This is a genomic window from SAR202 cluster bacterium, from assembly GCA_009392515.1.
Taxonomy (GTDB): domain Bacteria; phylum Chloroflexota; class Dehalococcoidia; order Lucifugimonadales; family UBA6952; genus UBA6952.
The window spans coordinates 1-7874 of record VFGE01000045.1; the positions used below are offsets into that span (position 1 = coordinate 1).

At 32.8% G+C, this 7874-nt stretch carries 8 protein-coding genes; 2 read left to right on the top strand and 6 right to left on the bottom strand.

All coding sequences use genetic code 11. The features are described 5' to 3' along the window. Positions 1-40: 40 nt before the first annotated feature. Positions 41-1225, top strand: a complete 1185-nt coding sequence (locus tag FI695_06615; protein MQG51632.1) for an XdhC family protein — start codon at positions 41-43, stop codon at positions 1223-1225. A gap of 18 nt (positions 1226-1243) precedes the next feature. Next, entirely contained in the window at positions 1244-1861 is a 618-nt protein-coding gene (locus tag FI695_06620; protein ID MQG51633.1) for a nucleotidyltransferase family protein, read from the top strand. Here the strand turns inward: FI695_06620 and FI695_06625 are convergent. The 6 genes from FI695_06625 to sufB all read right to left on the bottom strand — a co-directional run. After that, complete coding sequence (locus FI695_06625) at positions 1856-2698, bottom strand: hypothetical protein (GenBank protein MQG51634.1); 843 nt, start codon at positions 2696-2698, stop codon at positions 1856-1858. The two genes, FI695_06620 and FI695_06625, sit on opposite strands and share 6 nt — an antisense overlap. A 5-nt stretch (positions 2699-2703) precedes the next feature. Beyond that, complete coding sequence (locus tag FI695_06630; protein ID MQG51635.1) at positions 2704-3129, bottom strand: SUF system NifU family Fe-S cluster assembly protein; 426 nt, start codon at positions 3127-3129, stop codon at positions 2704-2706. A gap of 21 nt (positions 3130-3150) precedes the next feature. Next, positions 3151-4374 carry a cysteine desulfurase gene (locus FI695_06635; protein ID MQG51636.1) on the bottom strand — a complete coding sequence of 408 codons (1224 nt, stop codon included), beginning with the start codon at positions 4372-4374 and terminating at the stop codon, positions 3151-3153. Between the two features lies 1 nt (position 4375). After that, on the bottom strand, positions 4376-5710 hold the full coding sequence (gene sufD, locus FI695_06640) for a Fe-S cluster assembly protein SufD (protein MQG51637.1): 1335 nt from the start codon (positions 5708-5710) through the stop codon (positions 4376-4378). Positions 5711-5716: 6 nt separating this feature from the next. Continuing rightward, positions 5717-6454, bottom strand: a complete 738-nt coding sequence (gene sufC, locus FI695_06645) for a Fe-S cluster assembly ATPase SufC (protein ID MQG51638.1) — start codon at positions 6452-6454, stop codon at positions 5717-5719. Then, positions 6455-7874: Fe-S cluster assembly protein SufB (gene sufB / locus FI695_06650; protein ID MQG51639.1), on the bottom strand; the 1420-nt coding region annotated here is incomplete at its 5' end. It abuts the gene before it with no gap.

A 7874-nucleotide genomic window follows, 5' to 3' on the forward strand; every position in this document is an offset into this window, starting at 1 on the left:
TATTGGTATAATAATACATAATGTAAAATGATGGTGCAATTTGGATATAGTATTTGAAGCAATAATAAATGAAACAAAGCAAAATAATGATTTTGCTGTAGCTACAGTTGTTAAAACTAAAGGATCAACTCCCCAGAAAACTGGATCTAAACTTCTTATTAAAAATGACGGATCTTCTGTGGGGACATTGGGCGGAGGCTGTGTTGAAGGAGATATATGGTTTGCTGCTACAGAAATTTTGAAAACCAAAGCAAAATCTGAATATAAAGAATATTTTTTGAATGAAGATATTGCAGCTAGAGACGGATTAGTTTGTGGTGGAACTATGTATTTTCTTATAGAACCTTTTTATCAGGATAATTTATTTAATTCATTTGCTAATAATGTTGTGGAAGCATACAGTGGGAAAAAACCCGTAGGTTTGGCGACACTTATTAATAAACAAAATTCATCTACTGGACAAAAGATATATTTTGATTCAACTGGAAATCCAAGTGGTTCATTTAATGACAAACAAATAGATGCAGAAGTATATAATTCAATTTTAGATTTACTTCCATATGGTAAGTCTAAAATGATTGATATAGATAAAGACCATGCAGTTTTTATTGAAACCTATGCGAGTCATCCAACTTTAATATTAATAGGTGGTGGGCATATTTCTAAATCTTTAGCTCCTTTAGCTCAATCTGTTGGTTTTAAGATGATTGTTATTGATGATCGTGAAGATTTTGCTAATCCTGAAAGATTTCCTGAAGCAGAATGTACAATTGTTTCAGACTATAAGAATGCATTTAGTTCGAACCAATTTGAAGTGAATAAAAATTCTATGATTGTTATTGCAACACGAGGACATAATTTTGATGATATTGCTTTAGAATCAGCTATAAATACTAATGCTGGTTATATTGGATTAGTAGGTTCAGAAAGGAAAGCAATTATGATATTTGAACAATTGCTTTCTAGAGGTGTCGATTCTGCAAAATTAAAAACTATAAATACTCCAATTGGATTGGATATTAAAGCTGCAACACCAGAAGAAATCGCTGTTAGTATTATAGCCGAATTGATTCAATATAGACTTGGTGGCAAAGGTGGAAGCCTGAAGATTAAAGATCAAAAAATCGATAATATTTTTAACAAACTACAAAAGAAATCTAAAATTCCAAAAACTATCGATTATAATCAAAGTGTTCTGCATCCAATAAGGGGATCAAATCGATAATAATTTAGAAGGTAATTTATGGTTTACCAAAATGTAGGAGCTGTTCTTACTTGTGCAGGTTTGTCTACTAGAATGAATCAAAATAAAGCATTAATGAACTGGAATGGTCTCACTTTAATTGAACAACAAATCAATCTATTAATAAATTCTGACATTAATAAAATTACAGTAGTTGTAGGATATCAGTCAAATAGATTCCATTTTATAAAGGATAAATATCCTTCCGTTACTTTGGTAAAAAATAAAGATTATGAGTCAGGCCGATCGTCATCAATAAAATTAGGTCTTTCCAGTTTATATACCTCAATTGAAAATTTGTTGATTTTAGGTGTCGATCAACCTAGAACTAAGCATATCCTTCAAACTGTAATAAACGAACATATTACTTCGGAATCTCTTATTTCATACCCTGTTTATCATGGCAAGGGTGGGCATCCCATTATATTTAACAGAGTAACATTTAATGATATAAATGATATTAATGAAGAATCAAATGGGCTAAGGTATGTAACGAAAAAATATAGTGGATTTATCAACAAGATTGATTTAAATGAAAAGATAGTTTTGTTAGATCTTAATACCAAATCTAATTATCTAGAGGCTTTGGAATACTTTAATAACAAGAAAAAGTTATAATTTTGCGCGCTCTTCTTCCGTAGCTATTTTAAATATTGTCCAATGACGCAATTGAGCTATTTCATTTCCCTTATTGTCTTGCAAAAGAACATCAAAATTAACAAAATGATGAGCTTTTCTTTCATAGATATCTAGTATATGTGCTCCTCCAATAACTAGAGTATTTATAGGAACACATTGTTTGTGCTGTACTCTGCTTTTGGTATGCATTGAAGTGGGTATGTCAAAATTGTGTCTCATGAGTTGTTCAGCCCATCCTGCAATCCATGAGGGATGTGCAATTTTTGATTCTCCTGTGAATATTGGGTTTGTTGTAATTTGTTTAATTGTGGTGAACTCTGTAGCTAGTTCATTATTAAACGTTACTTGCATTGCGTTCCAGTCATTATTTATTGGAGTATCCTCTAAAGAAAGACTTGGTTTAGAATTATCTTCTGGATTTGGTGTCATTGATAAAGGTTTTACAAATTCTTTTGTCCAAGGAGCATTCCCCAATCCAACTTCACCTGTAACACATACTGTGTTAGATTCATTAAACATATTTATCGTCCAGTTATTGGTTGATCTATCTTGATTTGCTTGAATAGTTAGTTTGTCTCCTGGAAATGTTGGTTGGCGAAATGAGTATTCTGCCCATCCACTACTTAGCCATTCTTTACCTAGTGCCTCAAGAATTGTGTCTGTTGCCCACCCCCAAACAGTTACACCACCTACAAGTGGCCCTTTAAACCCATAGGCTTGAGCAACTTCTGTTGAATGGATAGGGTTAGATATATCTGGACTATCTTCATGCCCTAAATATGCGACTATAGTATTTTCTATCATGTGTCTTTTCATAATATCTAGGAAATACAGTCTTCAAGTGTCGACCAGGAAAGTAGTGAACATTTTATACGTACAGGAAAGTTTCTGACGCCTTCAAGTATTTCTAGATCTTGTAAAATTTCTAAGTTGCTTTCTTCACCTTGCATCATTTTTCTAAATTCTTCACGAATAATTAATGCCTCTTCGATTGATTTACCTTTAATTGATTCAGTCATTAGAGAAGCTGTTGCTTGGCTTATTGCGCAACCATGACCTTGAAAACCAACGTCTTGAATTACTTGATTGTTATCAAGATTTATTTGTAGGTTGACTTCATCTCCACAAAATGGATTGTATCCGCGAGCTTTGTGAACAGGATCAACAATTTCTGTTGTATTTCGAGGATTTTTATAGTGATCTAAAATAACTTCTTTATATAGATCATTTAATTCATTTGGTAACATTTAATTATTTGAATTCCTGTATTATTTAAAGAAATGAATGACGTCATTCATTCCTTCTATTAACTTATCAATATCATTATAATCATTATAAATATAAAAGCTAGCTCGTGCTGTTGCAGATAAACCTAGTTTTTTGTGATAAGGCATACCGCAATGATGACCAGTTCTTATAGCAATACCTCTTTGATCTAGTATAGTACCGATATCATGTGGGTGGATGTCATTCATACTAAAGGTAGCAACCCCTCCGCGAATTTCTGGATTTATGGGGCCAATAATTTCCAACCCTGGTATCTCTACTAATTTATCTAAAGCATACGATATTAATTCTTTTTCGTGTTGTCTTACGTTATTCATACCAATATTAGATAAATAATCAATAGCAACCCCTAACCCTACAGGATCAATAAAATTCGGGGTACCTGCTTCAAATTTGGCTGGAACATCATTCCATGTGGCAGTGGTATATGTAACTTCTTTTACCATTTCTCCTCCCCTGAGAAAGGGTTCTAGTTTTTCTAGTACAGAAGTTTTTGCGTATAATATACCAATTCCCGGTGGGGCTAACATTTTATGTCCTGAAAATGCCAGGAAGTCGCAGTCTAGAACTTGGACATCTACAGGCATATGAGGAACACTTTGAGCAGCGTCTATGCAAGTTAGTGCCCCCATGGATTTTGCTTTTTTAATGATTTCTTCTACAGGGTTTATTGTTCCAGTAAGATTAGAAACATGGACGACCGAAACAATTTTTGTTGTTTCGGTTATTAATTCATCTATTTTTTCAAGGTCTAAAGTTCCTTGTGATGTGGTTGGGATTAGTCTTAGTTCACAATTTGTTTTTTGTGAAACATATTGCCACGGAACCAAGTTGCTATGATGCTCTAATTCGGTAACAACAATATTATCACGCGAAGTAAGATTGTTAAGTCCCCACGCATATGCAATAAGGTTTAATGCTTCTGTAGTATTTCTTACAAATACTATTTCTTCGTTTGAATTAGCATTAATAAATTTCGCGACTTTTTCTCGGGCCAGTTCGTATCGTTCAGTTGCTTCCATACTTGTTGTATGAACTCCTCTATGAACATTGGAATTATATAGTTCATAGCTCTCTACGATAGATTGTATAACTTGGTTAGGTTTTTGAGTTGATGCAGCATTATCTAAATATACCAAAGGTATATTGTTGATTCGTTTTTGTAGAATAGGAAAGTCACTTTTAATACTAGCGATATCAATCATTTTATAACCAACGATCTAGTCTTTCTTCAATTTTATTTTCTATATAAGTTCGATTTGCAGTATTACTTTCAATTCTGGTTAACACATCTCCAACGAACCCTCTTACTAACAGTTGTTTGGCTACTGTGTTACTAATCCCTCTACTTGTTAAGTAAAAGATACTTTCTTCATCGATTTGACCACAAGCAGCGCCATGTTTACACATCACATCATCGCAATAAATCCAAAAGGCAGGTTTTGTGTATGCCTCAGCCTCAGTAGAAAGTAATAAATTTTTATCTTCTTGTGCTGCATCAACCTTGATACTTTTTTCTCTGACAATTATGCTTCCATGAAAAACCGATTGTGCATTTCCATTTAGTATTCCTTTGTATGTTTGATCAGAATACGAATATGGGCTTTTATGATCTACTATGACCTGATTATCAACTTGTTGATTTGAATTTGGCAGATACAATCCAAGTAAATTTGCGGAGGACTCTTCTCCAATTAGATCTACATTGATATTGTTTCTAATTATTTGTCCACCAAAATCTAGGTAAAAAGAATTAAAAGTAGCATTTTTTTTCAAAGTTACTAGAGTGTTATTTACGTTATTTGTTTTTTCACTGTAATTTTGGAATCTCGAGTAATTTAGTTGTGAAGATTCAGAAACAACAAATTTAAAAACGGTATTTATTAAATTTGACGAAGAATCTGAACCTAAACAGTACTCTTCTAAATCAACATAACTTTCATTATCAGCTATAACTAAGATTAGTGGTGAAATAACAAAATGTTCACCTGGAGAATTATTCGATTCGATATTTATTAATTGAATAGGGGTACTTAATTTTGTATTTTTAGGTAAATAAATAAAAACTCCATCTTGAAAAAGAGCAGTATTGAAATTGATAAACGGATCCTTTGCCTCTGGTAAACTTTCTAAGTGGGGATATATTATCGAAGAATATTTTTCTAAATTACTTCCTAAAGAATCTATAATTATTGAATCATTACTTATTTGTGATATTTCAGGCTTAAAGACACCGTTAATAAAAATAAGATAATTACCTGAATTGTATGAAGGAAGATTTGAAATTATATCTTTGTATTTGTCTGTTGTTTTGAGATCATTGTCAAAAAGTTTGTATTCATTTTGGAGTATTTTATTTACGTCAGTATATTTCCAATCTTCGTTTCCTTTTTTATGTGTAGGAAATCCAGTTGTATTTAGGTTGTCAAACGCTCTTTTTTTTGTTGACAAAACTAACTGAGACGCAGTGTCAATTTTGGAAATAACATCGTTGTATATAGAAATATATGGTTTTGTATTTGAAATCTTTTGAGTGGACATAAGTTATTAATTAAATATTTCGTATCCTTTTTCTTCAACTTGAAGAGCAAGGGATTTATCGCCCGATTGTATTATTTTCCCATCCATGAAAACATGTACGTAATCAGGAACTACATAATTTAGTATTCTTTGGTAATGTGTGATGATGATAGTCGATTTAGATTCAGATCGCAATTTGTTTATTCCATCAGCTACTGATCGTACTGCATCAATGTCTAAACCAGAATCTGGCTCATCAAGAATCATTAATTTGGGGTCAAGGACAGCCATTTGGAGTATTTCGTTTTTCTTTCTTTCTCCGCCAGAAAATCCATGATTAACAAATCTCTGTATTAAATCCGAATCAACATTAAGCTCTTCTGACTTACCTTTTAAGAGTCGATTGAATTTCAATACATCTAATTCTTCTTTATTGTTTTGTTTTTGGATAGAGTTGTAGGCAGATCTCATGAATTGGTCCATTCGTACTCCTGCAATTTCTAAAGGGTGCTGGAAGGATAAAAATATACCTAATTGTGCTCTTCTTTCTGGAAGCATTTCTAAAATACTTTGGTTTTCAAAAAGGATATCCCCTGAATCTACAATGTAATTTGGTTTTCCAGCCAAAGTATATGATAAAGTGCTTTTACCAGAACCATTTGGCCCCATTATGGCATGAATCTCTCCAGGATTGATCTTTAGGTTAACTCCATTTAAAATAGTTTTTTCACTAACTGAAGCATGTAAATCTTTAACTTCTAACATTTATCCGACTGCCCCTTCTAGATTTGCATCTAATAATCTTGTTGCTTCAACTGCAAATTCTAGTGGCAGTTGTGTAAATACCTCTTTACAGAATCCGTTAATAATTAACGAGTGGGCATCTTCTGTAGATATACCTCTTTGATTACAATAAAAAAGTTGATCTTCACTAACCTTTGAAGTAAAAGCTTCATGTTCTAAATGCGAAGTGTTATTTTTGACTTCAACGTATGGCGTAGTGTGAGCTGCACATTGATCACCAATAAGCAATGAATCGCATTGAGTGAAATTCCAAGCTTTATCGGCTTTAGGGTTAATTCGAACAAGTCCTCGGTAAGTACCAACACCTTTATCAGCAGAAATAGTTTTTGAGATAATAGTACTTCTAGTATTTTGACCTAAATGTATCATTTTAGTGCCTGTATCAGCTTGTTGATGCCCTTTAGTTAATGCTACTGAATAGAATTCTCCAACAGAGTTGTCTCCTTGTAGAATTACGCTTGGATATTTCCAAGTAATTGCCGAACCCGTTTCAACCTGTGTCCAAGAAATTTTAGAATTATCCCCGATACATCTACCTCGTTTAGTGACAAAATTATAAATCCCACCTTTGCCATTTTCATCTCCTGGATACCAGTTTTGTATTGTGGAATATTTTATTTCTGCATTATTCAATGTTACTAATTCAACTACAGCTGCGTGAAGTTGGTTTGTGTCAAACATAGGAGCACTACAACCTTCAAGATAGCTCACATAGCTATCATCCTCGGCGATTATTAATGTTCTTTCAAATTGACCAGTTTCTTGGGTGTTGATTCGAAAATATGTGGTTAATTCAAATGGGCAACGTACTCCTTTAGGAATATAACAAAATGATCCCTCTGAAAAAACAGCTGAATTTAAAGCTGCATAAAAATTATCAGAATATGGCACAACAGAGCCCATGTATTTTTGAACAAGCTCGGGATATTTTTGGACAGCTTCTGATAAAGGACAAAATATTACACCATACTTGGATAATTCTTCTTTAAAAGTAGTTGCTATTGAAACACTATCAAAAATAGCATCTACTGCGACACCTGCTAATTTTTTTTGTTCTGCGATAGGTATACCTAATTTTTCATAGGTTGCTAGTAACTCTGGATCAACTTCATCTAAACTTTTTAATTCTTTTTTTGGTTTTGGCTCTGAGTAATAATACATATCCTGAAAATCTATGGGATCGTGTTTTATATTAGCCCATTCTGGGATATTTTCGCGTTCTACAAGCAGAAGAAAATGTTTATATGCTTTGAGTCTCCATTCTAGTAACCATTCAGGTTCATTTTTTTTATTTGAAATGAACCTTATTATATCTTCATTCAGTCCTTTTGGTGCAGTTTCAGATTCTATATCTGTAATAAAACCATATTGATAATTTTTT

Coding starts and splice junctions, on each gene's coding strand:
- FI695_06620 (MQG51633.1), top strand. CDS start 1,244: ATGGTTTACCAAAATGTAGGAGCTGTTCTTACTTGTGCAGGTTTGTCT.
- FI695_06625 (MQG51634.1), bottom strand. CDS start 2,698: ATGAAAAGACACATGATAGAAAATACTATAGTCGCATATTTAGGGCAT.
- FI695_06630 (MQG51635.1), bottom strand. CDS start 3,129: ATGTTACCAAATGAATTAAATGATCTATATAAAGAAGTTATTTTAGAT.
- FI695_06635 (MQG51636.1), bottom strand. CDS start 4,374: ATGATTGATATCGCTAGTATTAAAAGTGACTTTCCTATTCTACAAAAA.
- sufD (MQG51637.1), bottom strand. CDS start 5,710: ATGTCCACTCAAAAGATTTCAAATACAAAACCATATATTTCTATATAC.
- sufC (MQG51638.1), bottom strand. CDS start 6,454: ATGTTAGAAGTTAAAGATTTACATGCTTCAGTTAGTGAAAAAACTATT.